This window comes from Bradyrhizobium erythrophlei (genome assembly GCF_900129505.1).
Classification (GTDB): domain Bacteria; phylum Pseudomonadota; class Alphaproteobacteria; order Rhizobiales; family Xanthobacteraceae; genus Bradyrhizobium; species Bradyrhizobium erythrophlei_D.
Genome location: NZ_LT670818.1, coordinates 8,392,406 through 8,407,779, shown reverse-complemented (window position 1 = coordinate 8,407,779; position 15,374 = coordinate 8,392,406). Strand labels below are relative to the sequence as shown.

The following is a 15,374-nucleotide window of genomic DNA, read 5'->3' as shown; positions in this document are numbered from 1 at the left end:
GGCGAGGGAGCACACCGCCAATGCCGAGAAAGAGACGATCCCTAGCGGTTTCTCCCGTCGATCGGCGTCATCGCGAGCTTTGCGAGCTCAACGCCATCGATGCAGCTGACGTTGAGCGCCACCACCTCGCTGCCGTCGGGCTTCTTGCCGCGGGCGAACACCTCGACGCCGCAATCCTGGCAGAACTGATGCCGGATCGCGTGCTTGTTGAAGAGGTATTCCTTCACGTTGTCCTCGCCGGCGCGCAGCTGAAATTTTTCCGGCGCCAGGAACGCGAAATGTAGGCCCTTCTTGGTGCAGATCGAGCAGTTGCACGCGGTGACCATGGCAAGGTCGGTGGTGCATTCGAAACGCACCAGACCGCAATGGCAGCCGCCGGTATAGGTGATGGAACTGGGCATCGTTTGCGTGTCCGCTGTTTCGATAGGCCGCAGTATAACCCTCACCAAAGTCCGGGTACCAGCCGGTAGCGCACCCGCGCTGCATAATCGGCATAGCCGGGCAGGCCCGCGCGCAGCGCGCGTTCCTCGATGGCGATGCGCAAGGCGAACAGCACGGCGAACAGAGGCGATAGCGCGATGCCCCACCACGAGCCCAGCAGCAGCAGCGGCGCGCCGACGAAAAACAACACGGTGCCGCTGTACATGGGATGCCGGACAAAAGCGTAGGGACCACTTGAGATCACGCGGTGGCCGCGTTCGGTCTGCGGTTTGATCACGGGAGCCGCGAACGAGTTCTCGCACATCACCCACAGGATGAAGCCGGAGGAGAACAGCAGCATCAAAAATCCCAGCGCCTGCACCTCGCTCGGGATTCTCACCCCGTGTGCGCGCATATCGAGCCCGATCGCGAGGAACCAGATCAGCGCCGCAAAGCCGAACACCAGGATGAATTTCTTGTCGGCGGCCGGCTGGGCGTCCTGCATGATCGGGCGCATGCGCTCATTGAGCAGCGCCGGATCGTGTTGCGCCACAGGCGGCCGGCGACGCCGAGAATTCCGATCGTGCCAAGGAACAGCCACGCCGCCGGCCAGTGCAGCGTGCCCGCGGGCACGAACAACAGCGCGCCCATCGCGACGGTCCAGATCAGGTTCTGAAGCAATAGTTTTGCGATCATGGACGTGTTCCGCGTGTCCGCGGGTTCACGATGATCACGCCGTTTTCAGGCGAAGGTTTGGCGCTCACACACCAACCGTCATTGCCGGACTTGAACCGCCAATCGAGCTTCCTCAAAAAAAGCCCGCTTGCGAAGCTGGATGGATACGCAGGTTGTCTAGCGCGAAGACGCGCTTCGCGCTTCTGCCCGCGTATGACGAGTTTTAGTTGTCTATCGCCTCAGGCGATCTGGTCGACTCGCGTTCCCTGTCCCGGCGGAAGCGGCGCCTGCACCGTCTGCTGCGACGCGCTGGCGTCGTCGCCGTCGCCGTCGACCTTCACGCCCGGTCCCTTGGGTTCGCTGGCCTCGGGAGCCTTTATCTGGACGGGCGGCGGGCTGCTCGAAATGCTCGAAATGCTCATGATTGATTTCCCTGAAGCTCGTTCACGCCAGACAGTGACGGCGAGCAGGCGAATGCTTTATGAATCCAATCCCCAAAATCCCGCGCATCGGGTCCCTTCCCGGCACATGGTGAACGGGAGGCTGAAATATCCCTGGAAAAGATCGGTATTTCCTAAAATCGTCGCGATCGGGCAACCTGCGCCCGCGCTTTCTCATTCATCGGTATCGCGGGTGACCGTGATCGATGCCTCGGTCCTGGTGCGGTTGCACTCGAAGTTCAGCCGGCGGTAGCGCATCTTGATGGTGTCACCGCGCAGCAATCCCATCCGCTTCATGCAGCGCGTGGCGCCGGTCAGGGCGTCGTCCTTCGGCAGGGTAAAAATGATGGCCGTGGCACTTCCGACGAGGTCGAGAAAGGGCGGCTTCGGCTTGTGGCCGTCCTGCTTGGCGTACAGCTCGTTCTTGTAGTTGCGTCCGGTACAGCCGAGCGAGAGCTCCTTGGCCTGCGGATGCGACAGATAGATGATGTTGGCGGCGGTGATGCCGACCTTGAGCCCGTCGATCTGGTTCTTGAGCTGGTTGGCAAGATCGTCGCAGTGATCGGCCCGCGCGGGCGGGGCGATTGATATGGTCAGCCCGATTGCGACAAGCGGCGCGGCGAAGAAAGTCGATCCCGAAAATTGTCGTCTCAGTGTCATGTGATTGCCCCTTTGCACCATTGAAGCGTCCGCGAGCCGGTAGCGCAAGTCTCACCGCCATCGTCTGGACGGTCATCAAGCCCGCTGGGGGAGCAGTAGGAAGCCGGCTTGCTGTCATCCGCGACGCCCCAAAAGCCGTGAGAGCCGAAGTCTTTTCAGCCATACAAAAGTATGGTAGATTTAACATACCAGACAATTGTTCAGGCCTATGTCCGACTTCGAATGGGACGCCACCAAAGACAGGGGCAATCGGGCCAAGCATGGTATCGGCTTTGAACTTGCCCAGTTGGCGTTTCTAGATCCGTTGCGCGTCATCGCTGAAGATCTAAGTCACGGCGGCAGCGAGTAGCGTTATTTCTGTTTCGGCCGGGTCGAAGGTGCTGTCATGACGGTGCGCTCACATGGCGAAACCGGAAGATCAGGATTTTCGGGGCGGGCTACTGGCGGAAAGGAAAGGCGATCTATGAAAAAGCCAACGGTTAAATACAGCAAAGGCGAGATCGGCCGAGTCAGGATCGTCGAAGACTTCTTGCCGTCTCCGGACCGGCTGGTCCCGCGCGAGGACAATGTGAAGGTGACGCTGAGCCTGTCGCAGCGTTCGGTGGCATTTTTCAAGCGCGCCGCCCGCCAGCGCCGCGTGCCATACCAGCGCATGATCCGCGCGTTGGTGGATGCCTATGCAGAGAAGCAGGAAGGGAAGGGGTGAGAGGCCACGCATGGGCGTGCACCCGGGACCTTCCCTTTATCTGAAAAATGCTTAGAACCGCTTTAACCGTCGGCGCTGTCTCCCATGGACGCGTCCGGCTTCCAGCCTCGTGAGCCTCCCCATGAACGCTCCCACCGCCTTTCCCGACCCAAAACCCGTTCCGCCCTACAAGCACACCCCGCTGTTTCCGCTCGGCGCTGACACCGCGCCGTACAAGAAGATCACAACCGAGGGCGTGCGGGTCGAGAAGGTCCTGGGCAAGGACATGCTGGTGGTGTCGCGCGAGGCGCTACGGGCACTGTCCGAGGCGGCGTTCGGCGAGATCAATCACTATCTGCGCCCGGGGCACCTGAAGCAGCTGCGCGCGATCCTCGACGATCCCGAGGCCAGCGACAACGACAAGTTCGTCGCCTTTGATTTCCTCAAGAACGCCAACATCGCCGCCGGCGGGGTGCTGCCGATGTGCCAGGATACCGGCACCGCCATCATCATGGGCAAGAAGGGGTCTCGAATCATCACCGACGGCGACGACGAGGCCGCACTCTCGGAAGGCGCGCGCGACGCTTACTTGCGCCGCAACCTGCGCTATTCCCAGGTGGCGCCGCTGTCGATGTATGAGGAGAAAAACACCGCCAACAACATGCCGGCGCAGTGCGAGATCTATGCCGAGGGCGGCTCTTTAGATTCAGATTTGGCCTACAAGTTCATGTTCATGGCCAAGGGCGGCGGAAGCGCCAACAAGAGCTTTCTGTTCCAGGCGACGCCGTCGGTTTTGACGAGGGATCGCATGCTGGCGTTCCTGAAGGAGAAAGTGCTCACGCTTGGCACCGCCGCGTGCCCGCCTTATCACCTCGCGATCGTGATCGGCGGCACGTCCGCCGAACTCTGCATGAAAACCGTCAAGCTGGCTTCCGCCCGGTATCTCGACGCACTGCCGACCCACGGCTCGGCCGACGGCAACGCCTTCCGCGATCTTGAGATGGAGCAGGAGATCCTGAAAATGACGCAGTCGCTCGGCGTCGGTGCGCAGTTCGGCGGCAAGTATTTCTGTCACGATGTGCGGGTCATCCGCTTGCCGCGCCACGGCGCCTCGCTGCCGATCGGGCTTGGCGTGTCCTGCTCGGCCGACCGCCAGGTGCTCGGCAAGATCACGAAAGACGGCGTCTATCTCGAGGAGCTCGAGCATAATCCGGCGCAATATCTGCCGGTGGTCGAGCACGCGCTAGGCGGCGAGGTGGTGAAGATCGACCTTAACCAGCCGATGAAGGATATTCTCGCAACGCTTTCAAAACACCCGATAAAAACCCGGCTGTCGCTGACCGGCACCATGATCGTGGCGCGCGATTCCGCGCATGCCAAACTGCGCGAGCGGCTGGAGAAGGGCGAACCGCTGCCGGATTATTTCAAGAACCATCCGGTCTATTACGCCGGTCCCGCCAAGACGCCGGAAGGCTACGCCTCCGGCGCGTTCGGCCCGACCACTGCGGGACGGATGGACTCCTTCGTCGACCAGTTCCAGGCTGCGGGCGGCTCGATGGTGATGGTGGCGAAGGGCAACCGCGCGGTCGCGGTGCGCGAGGCCTGCAAGAAGCACGGCGGCTTCTATCTCGGCTCGATCGGAGGTGCTGCGGCGAACCTTGCCGAGCACTGCATCAAGAAGGTCGAGGTGGTGGAATATCCCGAGCTCGGCATGGAAGCGATCTGGCGCATCGAGGTCGAGGATTTCCCGGCCTTCATCATCATCGACGACAAGGGCAACGACTTCTTCAAGGAATTGAATTTGGGGTGAGGGAGTGCCTGACAGTTGTCGTCCCGGCGAACGCCGGGACCCATAACCACCGCTGATCAAGGTTGAAAAGAAAGTCGCGGCGTATGGATCCCGGCTTCCGCCGGGACGACACTGTCCCGTGTTTACGCCCTCGTCCCCGTGAACGGGAAGCTGCCCATCGGGCCGATGCCCATTTCGCCGGACATGCTGTCGCCGGCGACCTTGCCGGTGAAGGCCAGCGTCAGCGGCATCGGGTTGGTGATGGAGATCTTCCAGGCGACGTCGTCGCCGGCCACCGTGCCGTCGAAAATCTCGCCCGATTGGCCTTCGGCGCCCTGGGTACCCGTCAGTGCGCCGCCGGCGCTCGTGACGGTCAGCGTCGCGTTGCGCTCGCCCATCGGGGTGCTCATGACGATATTCCAGCTTCCGTCCACGGCCATCTCTAGGTCTCCTCAAGGCTGTTTGTTCGCAAAACCGGAATGGTTCTGGGATCAGGGTTGGCTCGGGCGGCGGTATAACGCATCTTGCCGCCCGTGCCCAATGGTGGGAACCGCGATCTTTTGTCCTATCGCGTTTTCTCAAGCCGAACCGGTATCCCCTTCGCTCGATTGCGCTTTTGGGTCAGGCGCTGGCGGCGCGAATCCGGTTTATGGTGATCACGCGAAACACGACATATTGCACGGCGAACGCCAGGAGTTTGACCCCGACCAGTACCACCGAGACATAGAACGCCCACAGTTTGAGATCGCCGGTCCAGGCGACCGCGATGGTGCCGAGCCCGAGCACCAGCATCAGTGCCGCCCAGGCGTAACCTGCCGCCGCGACATATTCCGGAATGGTCTCCGACACGATCGGAGGCATATAGCGCAGCATCCAGCCGCGCTTGAGCATGATCGCCGCGATCGCGAAATGCGCGATCGAGGGTTTGGCCAGCACGAAGCGGGGATCGTTGGTCAAAATCGTCGCGAGGCCGAGCACGATCACCAGCCCAAGGCTGGCATAGGTCATGAAGCTGAGCGGCTTTTCCTTGACGCGCGCGTAGATCACCTGCGCCACGGCGCCGGCGATCGCCACCGACGCCGCCAGCACCACATTGCCGGTCGACAAATACAGCACCAGGAACACGATGGCGGAGAGGAAGTCGGTGCCGAGCCTGACGAATACGTCCTTCATCTAGGTTTCCCTGGTATTTCCCGTCATCGCGAAGCGCCAACGTGTTGCGCGAATGCGCGCTTGTCAAACCAGTATACCAAGCTTTGGATGGCTTCGCTTCTTTCCTAACGACGATTTAGACAACGTCTAGCGAAGCAGCCGGCGCCGAGAATTTCGCCCGATGATAACCTGGATACCATTTCGTGAAATAGACTGCGGTGTTGCGGGCGGCGAAGGCAATCGCGATTCCGGCCCACAGCGGCAGGCCCGGCAGATAGATCAGGAGCACATTGGCCAGCACCATCAGCACGAAACAGGCAGTCCAGGCCCAGGTGATGACGTAGTTGGCCTTCAGGAACCCAGGTAATTGAGCCGTCTCGGCATCGACCGCTTCGCGGGCATATTGCAGCGTGAACGGCCGACGGATCACGAGCGACATCAGCGAGATCGCCAGCACGCCGACATCGACCGTCAGTTTCACCGCGGACGGGGCCATGCCGGAATCGAGCAGCGTGACGTAGCAACCCAGCGCGGCGAACAGGATCGCCGAACCCGCGCCCAGCATCTTGATCGGGCGGCCCCTGAAGACGTCGTAGCCGATCACCGCCAGGCAGATCGCGGCCGATACAAACAGGCTGGCGGCGGCAGAAGCGAACAGCATCAACGTCGCGAACGCGCCGTAGGGGGCAAGGATGAGGAAGATAACCATGACAGCCTCGCTTGGCCAATCTTTACAGCGTCAAGATGCTTTAAAGACGAAAGGGGCGTAGGTCAAGACAAATCTTTACAGTGTCAAAATAATGTGAGCGAATTATTAATATCCATGTATTTTCAATGGCTTGGATGTCATTCCGGGGCGCGCGTAGCGCGAACCCGGAATCGTTGCACGTCACCACTTCTGGATTCCGGGTCCGAGGCTTCGCCTCGCCCTGGAATGACGCTGGATTTGGGACGCCACCAGCCTCGACGGGCTTAGACCGCTCCGACCCAATTGCCGTGAAAGCCGTCGGGCACCCGGTGGCCGAGCTGCACCAGCGCGAGGGGACCCGCCTCAACATCTGTGGCGTTGAAGACCGCAAGGTCGCTGCGGTTCTCGGTTGCGCGCCAGACCGCCGCCAACAGCCAGCCATCGCCCTCGGCGGCATCCTCGCCGCGGGCGACGAATACCGGTTCGGAGATGGTGTCGCCGGCCGGCAACAGGTACTTGCCGAGCCGCCTGCCTTTGCCGTCGACATGCACGATGCCCGACAGGGCGCCGAACATGGGAAGATCCGGATTGGCGCAGGCGTACCAGCCGTGCTGGCTGGCAAGACCAGTGCGGCGCCCATCGATGCGCGGGAATTCACCGGTCAGATCGTCGAGATAGGTCTGGGTGAAGCGGTCGGTATTGCCCGAGAGATCGAAACTCCAGCGGCACAGCCGCGCGCGCGACTTGTCAGGGTCGGTCGGCCTGCCGTCGGGGTGGGGGAACAGCGGCGCCTCCTCGAACTGCATGACGTCGGCGACAATGCGGCTGCCTTCTTCCCAGGCATTCATGACATGGAAGACGTAGCAGCTCTCGGCGCGGAACCAGACGATGTCTTTCGCTGAGCCGTGGCGCTTCATGACGCCGACAAAGGCGCCCTTGTCGGGCTCCCAGGCATAAGGCGGCTGGCCCGCCATCGCCCGCGTCATGCTGCCGGTGATAGGCAGGACCGGAAACAGCATGTGATTTTCGGTGACGATGAAATCATGCACCATGCTGGCATAGGGCGCCTCGAAGCGTTCGAAGCGCGTCACCACGCCCGATGCATTGACCGATCCGAAGGAGAGGGCAGGGGTCAGCGGCCCCGCGGCGTTGTAGCCGAAGAACACCATCTCGCCGGTGACCGGATCGATCTTGGGATGCGCGGTAAACGGGCCGGCGATACCGCCGCCATAGTTGCAATAGCCGCGGGTGCCAAGCGTGCCGGGCTCAATCTCGGTCGGCAGATGGGCTTCCTCCAGCGCCAGCAGGCGACCGGCATGGGAGATGATGTTGGTGTTGGCGACGCCGCCGTCCTGGGTCACCGAGGCCGGCGTATCGGGCAGCCTGCGGCCGAAGCCGCCGAACAGGGCGCGGCCGGAATCGTGCTCGGCCTGCCATTTCGGGGTGCGGACCCAGCGGTTGCGATAGCTGGCGCGGCCATTTTCGAGATGGAAGGCGTGCAGCATGCCGTCGCCGACGAACCAGTGCGCGCCGGGAACGTCGAATTGCGGGTTGGGGCCGTTGCGGTAGAGCGTGCCGTTGAGCTCGCGTGGCAATTCGCCGACGACTTTGAGAAACGGCGCGTCGCATTCCATCGGTATCGGCGCCAGATTGGTCCGGGCCGTCCTGGTCGCTGCTGCCTCGAGCATCGGTCGCTCCTTTTACGTTATCTTTACGTCGTAAAGATATGGCATCTGCTCGTCAAGCCAAATCTTTACAGTGTCAAAATCGTGATCTATAGATCAGAAATGGCAAGAAAACCGAATGTAGGGCGCGTGCGCGTTGGCCGTGCCGCGAACGAAACTGCGGCGGCGCGCGTTCCTCGAAAGCGTGGCGGGCCCAAACCCGCCGCCTCGAAGGAAAGCTCGCCCTATCATCACGGTGCGCTGCGCGATGGGCTGCTCGAAGCGGCAGAACGGGTGCTCGAGCGCGACGGGCTCGCCGGCCTGACGCTGCGCGCGGTGGCGCGCGAGGCTGGAGTCTCGCATGCAGCACCGACCCATCATTTCGGCGACCTCACGGGCCTCGTCAGCGAACTCGCCGCGATCGGCTTTCGCCGGTTCAACACGGCGATGGCGGCCGCCGGCGCCTCGGCCGCCGCTCCGCTGGAGAAGGCAGCGGCGCGGGCCAGGGCCTACGTCGCCTACGCGCAGGCGCATCCCGGCATGTACGGGCTGATGTTCCGCACCGAGCGTCTCGATATGTCACGGCCGTCGCTGCACGAAGCCGCCGAGGCGTCGTTCGCAGGGCTTGCCGGCGCCATCGGCGCCAAGCGCCAGGAGCAGATCTCCAAAGAGGCGCTGTCGTTGGAGCAGGCGGCCGACATCGCGCGCGCCTGGTCGCTGGTCCACGGTTTTACCATGCTCCTGCTCGACGGAAGACTGACCGATATCCTCGACCGGCTGCCAAAAGGCACCGACGCCGGCATGCTGCTGGACGCCATGCTCAAGCGCGCGATCGGGTAGGCACCGGTGGCCTGATCAGCGCCGGATCGTCAGCTCCACCGCCCGGCCGCTTGTGCCGACGATTTTTATCGCGTCCTTGCCACAGTCGAAGCCACGCGCAATGCCTTCGGCGGCCTTGCGGGCGAGTTCATTGGCATCGGGATTGGCCTTCACGTCGACATAGGCGACATGACACACCGGTCCCGGCGGCAGCCGCGTCACCACCAGTATTGGTTTTGCGATCGGCCGGCCGTTCTTGCCCTCATCGCTGTTGTCGCCGAGGTGCCAGCGCTGGATGATCGCGAACGGCTTGCCGTCCAGCGCGCGCCATTCGACCGTCGCATGGCTCGAGTTGAACGGACCGAACCAGGCCTGCGCGGCTGGCTCCCTGGCGGCCGCGGCGTGGCTGCGACCGACCGAGACGGTTTCACGCAAGTCATCCTCGTTCACCAGCACGCCAAGACCGGCCTTGCCCGGACAGAATCGTGTCGCGGAATCGTCGACGCCATTATGGGCGCCGGAGACGCGGCAATCTTTGGGGGCGGTGGATGTGTAACTGCTGCCGATTGTTTGGGCGCCGACGTTGGAAACCAGGCCGGAGCCGGCACAGATCGACAGCGCCAGGGCAATTGCTGACGTGAGATCCCTGCGGCTGGCGATCCGAACGTGAAAAATACGCTTCATAAGGCTGCCTCCAGCAGGGAACCCAGCGTTCGACGTGCGCAAGCTGGGGAAGGTTCAGGCAAATGGCGCGAAAGGCCTGACATTGGTGCGGAATCATCCTAGAACAGCGGCTTCGCTATCCCTCTCTCACTAGCGTGCAGTTGTCTTATCGAACATGCCTGCCATTTCGCCGAAAAAACCGTATCGCGTCGGCCGTTCCCGCACCGGGCTTGGCCTCTTCGCCACCAAACCGATCAAGAAGGGTGCCAAGATCGTCCGCTATTTCGGGCCGCTGCTGGATTCCCGAAAGAAGAAGGACGACGCGATCGAGAACAAATATCTGTTCGAGCTCAACAACCGCTGGACCATCGACGGCTCGGTACGCAAGAACATCGCCCGCTACATCAACCACGCCTGCAAGCCGAACGCGGAATCCGACGTCAGCCCCCGCAAGCGCAAGGTGGTGATCCGCGCCATCAAGAACATCGAGCCGGGCGAAGAGATCAACTACGATTACGGCACCGACTACTTCAAGGCCTATCTGAAGCCAATCGGCTGCAAATGCGCGGCTTGCGAGAAAAAGCGCAAGAAGAAGCGCGCCGAGGCGCGCGCCGAACGGCTGCGGCTGAAGGCCAAGGCCGAGCGGAAGGCGTTGAAGAAAGCCGAAAAGGAAGCCGCCAAGGCCGCGCAAAAGCTGGCAAGGAAAGAGCCGAAGCAAAAGCTGAATGGCAAGGCGAAGCATGCCAACGGCAAGCTGATGAACGGTCACGCCGGGAAAGCGGCCGCGGACAAAATGCCGTCAGGAAAATCGGGGATTTTTGCGCGGGCCGAGGCCAAGCCCAGCGCGGAAGGCCAAGCTTCGGCTTGAGCGCCGGGCTCCCCCAGTCGTCGCAATGACGAGAAACTCAATAGGCGTTGTCCCGGCCTAGGAGCGTTCCTTCCCTTTCACGAACCCCAGATTGATCCAGCTGACCCCGGCGGCGCGATTTTTTTCCTGGCTGGATTCGCTGCGCACGTTCAACACCGGACGCAGGCCCTCGTTTCCCGCCAGCGCGATCGTCTCCTCTGCGCTGACCTCGAACATTCGCCGTCCCGGCGGCACCGGCCCGTGCCGGATCTTCATGATCATCGTGCCGCCCGGCCGCATTAGCGCGGCAAGCTTCGGCATCGCCTGCCGGCGCTGCGCCTCGTCGAGATGCATCCAGACGGCGGTCAGCATGACGAGGTCGAAGGTCTCGCCCCGGGCCCGCAGAGCGGCGAGATCCGGCAGGCTGTCGTCGAGCCAATCGATCCGTGGCGACGGATGCAGCGCCATCGCCGGCAAGCGCATCGCGTCGGTCGGCTCGACGGCGACGACGGAATGTCCCCGGCTGGCGAACCAAGCGGCATCGCGCCCGGTGCCCGAACCGATGTCGAGCACATGGCCCGGCATCGCCGGGATCAGACGCAGCACCGCCCGGTGCGCATCGGCCGCGGGGATGCTTTCATACTGCTTGAAAAGCGCCTCGGCCTCTTCGGCATAGCCTTCGGTGCCGCTGACTTTCGCCGACATGACGCAACAGTTCCCGCGGCCAGGCCTCGTCACTGAAGCCAACAGGTCGCGCGAATGCGCGCCCGACGACAGGCTCCGCGACGAAGCAATCCATTCTCCGTCATTCCGGAATGGTGCGTTAGTTAGTTAGCACCAAACCCGGAATCTCGAGATTCTCCGATGTGCAATTGCACATCGTAGTTCGATGCTTCGCATCGCCCCGGAATGACAGTCTCGGATACTTCGCTTGCGCTCGCAACGGCGTTTCGACAGCCGCAACGCCGCCGCTCTCGAAACAGCCGTGGATCTAGCCGCCGGGCTTCCGGACGGATTTCGGAATCGGTGCATCTCCAAAGTTGAGCGTCGAGCGTTGAATGATCGCGCCGGATTCGTCGATCACCACGCGAAATCGCCGGTGTTCGGAGAAGAAGGTCAGGCGATGGCGGCCGCCGTCGTCATCAATCCCGCGCTCGGACAGGCTTGTGATCTTGCCTGCGCGCATCTGTTGCCTGAGCAGCGGCAGCGCGATGCCAAGACCCTCGGCAATCACGAATGCATCGATCTCGACGGTGCCGTTCTCGAATTCAACCGGTTTCATGGCGACTCTCATGCGATATTTGGCGCCGGGTTCTTGCTGGATCGTGCGGGATAGGCGCATTCCGCAAGCGTGGTGGCGTCGAGTTCTCGCATAAAGGCCTCACGGGCGGCGGCAAGGCGGGCCTTCAGGCGACAACGCGGCGCGAGCACACAATTGCCGCCGTCGCCGCGAAAGCACTCGACCAGCGCGTGGCGCGCTTCCAGAACACGCACGACTTCGCCCAGCGTGATCGACTGCGGCGCTCTGGCCAGACTGAACCCGCCGCCGGCACCGCGCTGCGTGCTGATGAAACCGCCGTCGGCCAGATCCCGCACCACTTTTGCAAGATGATTTCGGGAGATGCCGAACTCGGCGGCGATCTCGTTGGTCGCGAACGAACGCGTCGGCTCTCCGGCCAGACGCATCAGGGCGCGCAACGCAAAATCCGTAAAGGAGGTCAGGCGCATCGGATCTCCAAAAGAAAAGCCTTGCAAGGAATCTATAGCGGTCTAAATAGGTATTTGAAATACCTATTTAGGAGACCGTCGTGACGGCAGCAGAACGGCGCGAGGGGATCACGGCCGAGATTGTCGCCAGGACCGGCATTACCGAGCCTCTGATCGAGCGCCTGGTTCGTGAGTTCTATGCCAAAGTCCGCGCCGATGCGGTACTGGCGCCGATCTTTGAAGCACGAATCGAGGATTGGGAGCCGCATGTGGAGCAGATGTGCGCCTTCTGGTCGTCGGTGGCGCTGATGTCGGGCCGCTATCAGGGAACGCCGATGGCCAGGCATCTGCCGATGCCGGTCGATGCCGATCATTTCGACCGCTGGCTTGGCTTGTTCGAGATCACCGCCCGGGAGGTCTGCCCCCCGGAAGCTGCCGCACATTTCCTCGAACTTGCGCGGCGAATTGCCGCCAGCCTTGAGCTCGGCATCGCGGGCGCGCAGGGCGTCCTGCTCGGAAGCGGCGAAAGGTTCCGCCGTAAAGCGGCAGGAGACATCCGATGACAAGCCAGACACCAATCGCAAACCGGGTCGTCAACGATACCGCCCTTGCCCAGGAGCCAGCTAATCCGTTCTCGGGCAGCAGTCTCGTGCCGATGCTGATCGCCGGACTTGTGCTGTGCCTGGTGGGGATGATTGCCGCCGTGATGTGGAGTTGATTGAAAACGGACCGGCCGCCGCGAGGCCTTGGGGCCACTGCGGCAGCCGTTCTTCCAGTTGACGCAATCTCGGTTCAGGCTGCTATGGCGCCGCCGCTCTTGCGCAAGCCGATATATTGCAGTTCCGCGAAAGCGCCGACCGCGATCGCCTGCATTGCGACCAGGATTTCTCCAAGCAGATTGGGATTGACCCATCCTGAGACCAACAGCGCGATGCTGGCAAGCGTCCACGCCGCGTTGCCCGCGATCACGACGACCACCAGCGGCTTCGGCATCGCCCGGCGCATGCCGAGCCAGCCGACCAGCGCGGCATACGCGATCAGGAACAGCCCGGTCTCGCGCAGCAGCGCCTCGGGCAGGCGGAGCCAGGGCGCAAGCTCGCCGGCGCCGAGCGTCAACAGTATGGCCGATGCGCCGCTGAAGATGGCGTCAGCCACGATGGCGCGGCGCAGGAACAGGGATGGATGGATCATGGCAATTCTCCTTTTGCGGGGTTGAACGGTGAGGGGGATCAGCGTGCCGACCGGCGCAGCCAGCCCTGGAGCTGACGTAGCAGGCGGATCGGACACAGAGTCTTGCCGACGTTGTTTTCGAAGGTTTGCACCTGCGCGAGCACGAGCACACCGGTGGTATGTACCAGCGGTTCCGGCATGTTGAGGCCGCGCGCCAGCAGCCGGGTGGCCAGATTGAGCAGCCACGGGATCACGCTAGCGGCGGATAAGAAGGTGCTGAATCGGGAAAGCGTATTCATGGGGCATCTCCTGTGATCACGAAGATGACCCGGTCGGGCGCGCAATTCGATTACGTCGGAGGTAATGGAACGCGTGAAATTCGCGTGGTAGATTTTGTACCATGAGCGCACACACCGCCACGGCGCGAGCCGATCGCACAAAACCCGTCCATATCGGCGATCACCTGCGCGAATGGCGTCAGCGCCGCCATCTCAGCCAGCTCGATCTCGCCGGCGACGCCGAGATTTCCGCGCGCCATCTGAGCTTCGTGGAAACCGGCCGCGCCGCGCCGTCGCGCGACATGGTGCTCAAACTCGCAGAAAGGCTCGACGTGCCCCTTCGCGAACGCAACGTCCTTCTGGTCGCGGCCGGATATGCGCCGGCGTTTCCGCAGCGTTCGCTCGACGATCCCGCGCTGAAATCGGCGCGGGCGGCGATCGATCTGGTGCTGAAAGCGCATGAGCCAAATCCGGCGCTGGCCTATGACCGGCACTGGAATCTGGTGTCCGCCAACCGCATGGTGATGCCGCTGCTGGAGGGCATCCCGCAGCGGCTGCTCGGCCAGCCCTTCAACATCCTGCGGCTGGCCTTTCACCCGGAGGCGCTGGCGGCGCGCACCATCAACCTCGCCGAATGGTGTAGCCATCTTTTGGAGCGGTTGCATCGCCAGTGCGAGGCCACCGCTGATCCTGAGCTGCTAAAACTCTACCAGGAGCTGAAGGCCTATCCGATCCCGGCGCGATCAGCGCCGCTGTCGTCGGACCATGTCGCGATCCCCTTCAAGATGCGACTCGACGGCGAGGTCTTGAGCTTCATTTCCACCACCATGATTTTCGGCACGCCAGTCGACATCACGCTGTCGGAACTCGCGATCGAGACGTTCTTTCCCGCCGACGATCTGACCGCCGAGCGGATGCGGAACACGGCGGCCGGCCTCAAATAGCTCACTTGTCGGAGCGCGGATTGCGGCTTATCTCTTGGGTTTCTCGACGGAGGACCTGCCCGTGAGCACCCTGAAACCGCTCCAGATCGACATCGTTTCCGACGTGGTGTGTCCGTGGTGCTATATCGGCAAGCGCCGCATCGAGAACGCGCTGGCGCTGACGCCGGATGTTCCGGTCGAGATCAACTGGCGGCCGTTCTTCCTCAATTCCTGGGTGCCGCGCGAGGGCATCAGCCGCGACGAATATCTCACCGCCAAATTCGGCTCGCCCGAGGCCTACAAGAACATCGCCGGTCGCGTTGTCGCCGCCGCGAATGAAGAGGGCCTTACCTACCGGCCGGAACTGGTCAAACGCCAGCCCAACACCATCGACTGCCATCGGTTGATTCACTGGGCCGACGCCCAAGGCAAATCTGCTGCGATGAAACAGCGGCTGATGGAATTGTATTTTAGGGACGGTGGCGATCTCACCGATATTGACGTGCTGGTGCAGGCGGCGGCCGATTGCGGCCTTGACGCCGACGACGTCCGCCGGCGCCTTGCGACCGACGAAGACGTGGCGCTGATCTCGGCGCAGGCCAAGGACGCTTCCGACAAGGGCATCTCGGGCGTGCCGACGTTCGTTTTCGCGCAGAAATACGCCGTCTCCGGCGCGCAGCCCGCCGAACAGCTCGCCCGCGCCATCCGCCAGGTCTCGGCGGAAGTGAACGCGCAGGCGGCGGAGTAGGCGAGGCGGTCAGCAGGAAGCACGACGCCCATGGCCAAAGATTCGT

General features: G+C 62.6%; 23 protein-coding genes. 9 read left to right on the top strand and 14 right to left on the bottom strand.

Annotated features, from left to right (window positions below; genetic code table 11):
• Positions 1–41 precede the first annotated feature (41 nt).
• From B5525_RS39865 to B5525_RS39850, 4 genes are all read right to left on the bottom strand, one after another.
• Positions 42–401: a GFA family protein gene (locus tag B5525_RS39865; RefSeq protein WP_079571696.1), complete on the bottom strand. Its 360-nt coding sequence runs from the start codon at positions 399–401 to the stop codon at positions 42–44.
• A gap of 41 nt (positions 402–442) precedes the next feature.
• Complete coding sequence (locus tag B5525_RS39860) at positions 443–973, bottom strand: isoprenylcysteine carboxylmethyltransferase family protein (RefSeq protein ID WP_338075251.1); 531 nt, start codon at positions 971–973, stop codon at positions 443–445.
• A 361-nt stretch (positions 974–1,334) separates the two neighbouring features.
• Positions 1,335–1,517, bottom strand: coding sequence for a hypothetical protein (locus tag B5525_RS39855; protein ID WP_079571695.1), 183 nt, complete (start codon positions 1,515–1,517; stop codon positions 1,335–1,337).
• Positions 1,518–1,709: 192 nt separating this feature from the next.
• Positions 1,710–2,195: a hypothetical protein gene (locus tag B5525_RS39850; protein WP_079571693.1), complete on the bottom strand. Its 486-nt coding sequence runs from the start codon at positions 2,193–2,195 to the stop codon at positions 1,710–1,712.
• A gap of 208 nt (positions 2,196–2,403) precedes the next feature.
• Between B5525_RS39850 and B5525_RS45985 the strand changes: the two genes are divergently transcribed.
• The 3 genes from B5525_RS45985 to B5525_RS39835 all read left to right on the top strand — a co-directional run bounded on the left by B5525_RS45985 (position 2,404) and on the right by B5525_RS39835 (position 4,690).
• Positions 2,404–2,544, top strand: coding sequence for a BrnT family toxin (locus B5525_RS45985; RefSeq protein WP_197687885.1), 141 nt, complete (start codon positions 2,404–2,406; stop codon positions 2,542–2,544).
• 114 nt (positions 2,545–2,658) lie between these two features.
• The gene (locus B5525_RS39840) at positions 2,659–2,901 is read left to right on the top strand and encodes a hypothetical protein (protein ID WP_079571692.1); all 243 of its coding nucleotides are present in this window, start codon (positions 2,659–2,661) and stop codon (positions 2,899–2,901) included.
• 121 nt (positions 2,902–3,022) lie between these two features.
• A complete protein-coding gene (locus B5525_RS39835; protein WP_079571690.1) occupies positions 3,023–4,690 on the top strand; it encodes a fumarate hydratase in 1,668 nt (555 codons plus the stop codon).
• Between the two features lie 122 nt (positions 4,691–4,812).
• Here the strand turns inward: B5525_RS39835 and B5525_RS39830 are convergent, their stop codons facing one another.
• From B5525_RS39830 to B5525_RS39815, 4 genes are all read right to left on the bottom strand, one after another.
• Positions 4,813–5,109 carry a hypothetical protein gene (locus tag B5525_RS39830; RefSeq protein ID WP_079571688.1) on the bottom strand — a complete coding sequence of 99 codons (297 nt, stop codon included), beginning with the start codon at positions 5,107–5,109 and terminating at the stop codon, positions 4,813–4,815.
• A 181-nt stretch (positions 5,110–5,290) separates the two neighbouring features.
• Positions 5,291–5,842, bottom strand: coding sequence for an inner membrane-spanning protein YciB (locus B5525_RS39825; RefSeq protein ID WP_079571684.1), 552 nt, complete (start codon positions 5,840–5,842; stop codon positions 5,291–5,293).
• Between the two features lie 115 nt (positions 5,843–5,957).
• Positions 5,958–6,530, bottom strand: a complete 573-nt coding sequence (locus B5525_RS39820) for a hypothetical protein (RefSeq protein ID WP_079571682.1) — start codon at positions 6,528–6,530, stop codon at positions 5,958–5,960.
• A gap of 263 nt (positions 6,531–6,793) precedes the next feature.
• A complete protein-coding gene (locus B5525_RS39815; RefSeq protein ID WP_079571680.1) occupies positions 6,794–8,197 on the bottom strand; it encodes a carotenoid oxygenase family protein in 1,404 nt (467 codons plus the stop codon).
• Positions 8,198–8,296: 99 nt separating this feature from the next.
• Here B5525_RS39815 and B5525_RS39810 point away from each other — a divergent pair, with 99 nt between their 5' ends.
• Positions 8,297–9,013 (top strand): TetR/AcrR family transcriptional regulator, encoded by a 717-nt coding sequence (locus B5525_RS39810; RefSeq protein ID WP_079571679.1) that lies wholly within the window; start codon positions 8,297–8,299, stop codon positions 9,011–9,013.
• 15 nt (positions 9,014–9,028) lie between these two features.
• On the opposite strand, the gene B5525_RS39805 is transcribed toward B5525_RS39810, so the two are convergent.
• Positions 9,029–9,676, bottom strand: coding sequence for a hypothetical protein (locus tag B5525_RS39805; protein ID WP_244567737.1), 648 nt, complete (start codon positions 9,674–9,676; stop codon positions 9,029–9,031).
• Between the two features lie 154 nt (positions 9,677–9,830).
• On the opposite strand from B5525_RS39805, the gene B5525_RS39800 reads away from it, so the two are divergent.
• Entirely contained in the window at positions 9,831–10,523 is a 693-nt protein-coding gene (locus tag B5525_RS39800; protein WP_079571677.1) for an SET domain-containing protein, read from the top strand.
• Positions 10,524–10,580: 57 nt separating this feature from the next.
• On the opposite strand, the gene B5525_RS39795 is transcribed toward B5525_RS39800, so the two are convergent.
• The 3 genes from B5525_RS39795 to B5525_RS39785 form a co-directional block, all read right to left on the bottom strand.
• Positions 10,581–11,207, bottom strand: a complete 627-nt coding sequence (locus tag B5525_RS39795; protein WP_079571676.1) for a class I SAM-dependent methyltransferase — start codon at positions 11,205–11,207, stop codon at positions 10,581–10,583.
• A gap of 286 nt (positions 11,208–11,493) precedes the next feature.
• Positions 11,494–11,784: a DUF6522 family protein gene (locus B5525_RS39790; protein ID WP_079571674.1), complete on the bottom strand. Its 291-nt coding sequence runs from the start codon at positions 11,782–11,784 to the stop codon at positions 11,494–11,496.
• A gap of 8 nt (positions 11,785–11,792) precedes the next feature.
• Complete coding sequence (locus B5525_RS39785; RefSeq protein WP_079571672.1) at positions 11,793–12,230, bottom strand: RrF2 family transcriptional regulator; 438 nt, start codon at positions 12,228–12,230, stop codon at positions 11,793–11,795.
• 80 nt (positions 12,231–12,310) lie between these two features.
• On the opposite strand from B5525_RS39785, the gene B5525_RS39780 reads away from it, so the two are divergent.
• The gene (locus tag B5525_RS39780) at positions 12,311–12,772 is read left to right on the top strand and encodes a group III truncated hemoglobin (RefSeq protein ID WP_079571670.1); all 462 of its coding nucleotides are present in this window, start codon (positions 12,311–12,313) and stop codon (positions 12,770–12,772) included.
• Positions 12,769–12,927 carry a hypothetical protein gene (locus tag B5525_RS45715; RefSeq protein ID WP_172900066.1) on the top strand — a complete coding sequence of 53 codons (159 nt, stop codon included), beginning with the start codon at positions 12,769–12,771 and terminating at the stop codon, positions 12,925–12,927. The genes B5525_RS39780 and B5525_RS45715 overlap by 4 nt, the downstream gene beginning before the upstream one ends.
• A gap of 74 nt (positions 12,928–13,001) precedes the next feature.
• Here B5525_RS45715 and B5525_RS39775 read toward each other — a convergent pair whose 3' ends face one another.
• Positions 13,002–13,400, bottom strand: coding sequence for a hypothetical protein (locus tag B5525_RS39775; protein ID WP_079571668.1), 399 nt, complete (start codon positions 13,398–13,400; stop codon positions 13,002–13,004).
• 38 nt (positions 13,401–13,438) lie between these two features.
• Complete coding sequence (locus B5525_RS39770) at positions 13,439–13,678, bottom strand: hypothetical protein (RefSeq protein ID WP_079571667.1); 240 nt, start codon at positions 13,676–13,678, stop codon at positions 13,439–13,441.
• Between the two features lie 101 nt (positions 13,679–13,779).
• On the opposite strand from B5525_RS39770, the gene B5525_RS39765 reads away from it, so the two are divergent.
• Both B5525_RS39765 and B5525_RS39760 read left to right on the top strand, forming a co-directional pair.
• The gene (locus B5525_RS39765) at positions 13,780–14,601 is read left to right on the top strand and encodes a helix-turn-helix domain-containing protein (protein WP_079571665.1); all 822 of its coding nucleotides are present in this window, start codon (positions 13,780–13,782) and stop codon (positions 14,599–14,601) included.
• Positions 14,602–14,662: 61 nt separating this feature from the next.
• A complete protein-coding gene (locus B5525_RS39760; RefSeq protein WP_079574411.1) occupies positions 14,663–15,328 on the top strand; it encodes a DsbA family oxidoreductase in 666 nt (221 codons plus the stop codon).
• Positions 15,329–15,374: the final 46 nt, after the last annotated feature.

Excerpts from the sequence above, each read along its gene's own strand:
- B5525_RS39865 (WP_079571696.1), bottom strand. The coding sequence starts at position 401 with ATGCCCAGTTCCATCACCTATACCGGCGGCTGCCATTGCGGTCTGGTG.
- B5525_RS39855 (WP_079571695.1), bottom strand. The coding sequence starts at position 1,517 with ATGAGCATTTCGAGCATTTCGAGCAGCCCGCCGCCCGTCCAGATAAAG.
- B5525_RS39850 (WP_079571693.1), bottom strand. The coding sequence starts at position 2,195 with ATGACACTGAGACGACAATTTTCGGGATCGACTTTCTTCGCCGCGCCG.
- B5525_RS45985 (WP_197687885.1), top strand. The coding sequence starts at position 2,404 with ATGTCCGACTTCGAATGGGACGCCACCAAAGACAGGGGCAATCGGGCC.
- B5525_RS39840 (WP_079571692.1), top strand. The coding sequence starts at position 2,659 with ATGAAAAAGCCAACGGTTAAATACAGCAAAGGCGAGATCGGCCGAGTC.
- B5525_RS39835 (WP_079571690.1), top strand. The coding sequence starts at position 3,023 with ATGAACGCTCCCACCGCCTTTCCCGACCCAAAACCCGTTCCGCCCTAC.
- B5525_RS39830 (WP_079571688.1), bottom strand. The coding sequence starts at position 5,109 with ATGGCCGTGGACGGAAGCTGGAATATCGTCATGAGCACCCCGATGGGC.
- B5525_RS39825 (WP_079571684.1), bottom strand. The coding sequence starts at position 5,842 with ATGAAGGACGTATTCGTCAGGCTCGGCACCGACTTCCTCTCCGCCATC.
- B5525_RS39820 (WP_079571682.1), bottom strand. The coding sequence starts at position 6,530 with ATGGTTATCTTCCTCATCCTTGCCCCCTACGGCGCGTTCGCGACGTTG.
- B5525_RS39815 (WP_079571680.1), bottom strand. The coding sequence starts at position 8,197 with ATGCTCGAGGCAGCAGCGACCAGGACGGCCCGGACCAATCTGGCGCCG.
- B5525_RS39810 (WP_079571679.1), top strand. The coding sequence starts at position 8,297 with ATGGCAAGAAAACCGAATGTAGGGCGCGTGCGCGTTGGCCGTGCCGCG.
- B5525_RS39805 (WP_244567737.1), bottom strand. The coding sequence starts at position 9,676 with ATGAAGCGTATTTTTCACGTTCGGATCGCCAGCCGCAGGGATCTCACG.
- B5525_RS39800 (WP_079571677.1), top strand. The coding sequence starts at position 9,831 with ATGCCTGCCATTTCGCCGAAAAAACCGTATCGCGTCGGCCGTTCCCGC.
- B5525_RS39795 (WP_079571676.1), bottom strand. The coding sequence starts at position 11,207 with ATGTCGGCGAAAGTCAGCGGCACCGAAGGCTATGCCGAAGAGGCCGAG.
- B5525_RS39790 (WP_079571674.1), bottom strand. The coding sequence starts at position 11,784 with ATGAAACCGGTTGAATTCGAGAACGGCACCGTCGAGATCGATGCATTC.
- B5525_RS39785 (WP_079571672.1), bottom strand. The coding sequence starts at position 12,230 with ATGCGCCTGACCTCCTTTACGGATTTTGCGTTGCGCGCCCTGATGCGT.
- B5525_RS45715 (WP_172900066.1), top strand. The coding sequence starts at position 12,769 with ATGACAAGCCAGACACCAATCGCAAACCGGGTCGTCAACGATACCGCC.
- B5525_RS39775 (WP_079571668.1), bottom strand. The coding sequence starts at position 13,400 with ATGATCCATCCATCCCTGTTCCTGCGCCGCGCCATCGTGGCTGACGCC.
- B5525_RS39770 (WP_079571667.1), bottom strand. The coding sequence starts at position 13,678 with ATGAATACGCTTTCCCGATTCAGCACCTTCTTATCCGCCGCTAGCGTG.
- B5525_RS39765 (WP_079571665.1), top strand. The coding sequence starts at position 13,780 with ATGAGCGCACACACCGCCACGGCGCGAGCCGATCGCACAAAACCCGTC.